The following is a 2,364-nucleotide window of genomic DNA, read 5'->3' as shown; positions in this document are numbered from 1 at the left end:
CTTTTGCTCGTTTCTTAAACCTTGCCCCTTCCTCCGAAGCGGGTTGCAAAAGTAGAAAAAAACAAAGCAGTTTCCAAACAGTCCCCCCCTTTTGTTTCATCCCATTCCACAACTCCATGATTCTCAATAAGAAAAAATTAAACTCAGTTGAAACATTTTAAGCATTTTAATGTTTAAACCCAGTTTGTCTGCATAAGCTTGTTACTATGGTATGGAGTTTAGTCGTTTTGAGAAAAAAGCGTTGCCGGATTTCAGATGCACCTTTCTATATAAATCATGCTAAAAAACTTCTCCCGCAGATTAACGCAGAGGAAAATTAAGCTGGACGGTATCTAGTTTAGATGAATAAAATATGCGCTGTTTTGAAAGCAATGCACGGAAACTCGGGTGTATCGCACAGTTTTAAGTATTCTAAACCCAACCCAAATGGAAAACCCGCAAGGTGAGGAACGAACCGAGGATTTGAAATGATGGGCGGGAGTGACTTTAAAAAAATAATCAGGAACCTGATTTACCGAAAAAATTAATATAATGATAACTCCAATAATTAATTTTTGAAAAATTAAGCCTAACGATAAATTAAAAATATCAAAAACTTCAAAGGGAAAACAGAAGAAAAAAAATAAATTGTTGTAATACTATTAGATAACTCTTATATAATAGTTTGAAAAGCTTTTAAACATTATAATCAATTTGTAGTCTCTAATTGCTAGTATATAAATAATTAAAAGGTCAAAAGTTAGATTTAAATCAATACAATAATTGCTTCGAAAAAAATCTTAATAAGCATTTGAGGAAACTATAAATTCTTATTTACCAATTCCATATGTATAAAAGGTGTATATTGATTGTAAAGATTTTATATATTATTTTGTAAATGAGGGGTCCGTATTCTTTAGGTTCTTTGGTCCGCTCATATCTTTATATTTATTAAACATCCAGAAAAGGGAGGCAAAGTTGTAGTCTTGCTGAACAAAATGATTAAATTAAGTCGATGTGATAGGATAATCCTCTCTTTTTACTTTCTTAAAGTCCGAACCGTAACTAATGACCATTTGTTTCTATCTGGATCAGCGATTAACATGATCAAGGACTAATAGTAGTTTCTAATTGCAAACTCAAATTTAAAGAATATGCTCAATCTAAAATATTCTGTTGGGATCGATATATCCAAAAAAAGATTTTCATTGTTGCCTTTTGGTAATATATACCCAACAAGCAGTTAAAGTTAAGGCAAGCCAAAAGTTTTCAAATTCTACATCTGGATTTAAGCTTTTCATGCATTGGCTAGGTCGAAATTCAAAGCATCGGATATCGGTTGTTTGTGTAATGGAGGCAACAGAGGTTTACCATGAGCCGCTTGCGTGGTTCATTGACGGACAAGCAGTTTCAGTAAGCATTTTACTACCAAACAAAGAGAAAAAATATCTTCCGGCAAATGGCGCCAAGTCCAAGAATGATGCCCGTGGACTTGCGCAGATTGGTGCAGAAAAAAACTGGAACTATGGATACGCCAACTAAAAAGCTCTATGATCTTAGATGTTACACATGGCAGCATCAAAGCCTTAGCGAATTCCATACCGCATTAAACAACCAGCTGGAAGCTATAAAACACAGCCAATTCCAGAGCAAGGATATCGTTAAGCAACTAAATAAACCTATCAGATTGATAGAAAAGGAGATCCTTAAGATAGAAACCGTCATTGAAAAACATCAGCATAGACCAGGTTCTTGATGCCCATTGCAAGAACACAACATCCATAAAAGGGATAAGGATATTGTCATTTGCCGTGATAGCATCAGAAACAAATAGCTTTGAACTTTTTAAAAATACATATTCACTGGCGAGTTATGCAGTTTACGACATCGTAGAAAATCAATCCGGAAACCATGTGGAAAGAGCAAAAATATCAAAAGGGCAATTCAGGAATAAGGAGAATTCGCCATATGCCCGCACTCTTTGCAGAACGCGATTACCCAGCCACAATTCAAGAACCTATTTGAAAGGGTATATCATAGAACAGGTAAAAAGATGAAGGGCTATGCTACGGTACAAAAAAACTATTGGTAATGGCATACAATCTTTGAAGAAAAAACCATGCCTATAATCCAGGTTTGATAAGGAGATAAAAATAATAGTCTCAGAAAAATCCGACGCTACACATGATAAAATTCCTGGAGGAAACTTTCACTAAAACAAAGGTAAAGTTATTCTGCTGTTTACAAATGGAGGAGATTAAATTAAGGAGGCTCTGAAGCTAAATTTTTATCGAATTTTATTTGCTTATAAAGACAGTACCTCTCCACTACAATCTTTTTGGTTTAGGGTTTGTGGTAGACTGATTGTTGTAGCACCAAAAAGGA

2 protein-coding genes are annotated in these 2,364 nt (G+C 34.6%); both read left to right on the top strand.

Annotation, left to right across the window (positions count from 1 at the left end; all coding sequences use genetic code 11):
* The first annotated feature begins 1,155 nt into the window (after positions 1-1,155).
* Positions 1,156-1,521 carry an IS110 family transposase gene (locus ACFOWA_RS02425; protein ID WP_378981422.1) on the top strand — a complete coding sequence of 122 codons (366 nt, stop codon included), beginning with the start codon at positions 1,156-1,158 and terminating at the stop codon, positions 1,519-1,521.
* 182 nt (positions 1,522-1,703) lie between these two features.
* Positions 1,704-2,036 (top strand): transposase, encoded by a 333-nt coding sequence (locus ACFOWA_RS02420; protein WP_378981420.1) that lies wholly within the window; start codon positions 1,704-1,706, stop codon positions 2,034-2,036.
* Positions 2,037-2,364 lie beyond the last annotated feature (328 nt).

This window comes from Pedobacter lithocola (assembly GCF_042650845.1).
GTDB lineage: Bacteria > Bacteroidota > Bacteroidia > Sphingobacteriales > Sphingobacteriaceae > Pedobacter > Pedobacter lithocola.
This window is presented reverse-complemented; position numbering and strand designations above follow the sequence as displayed.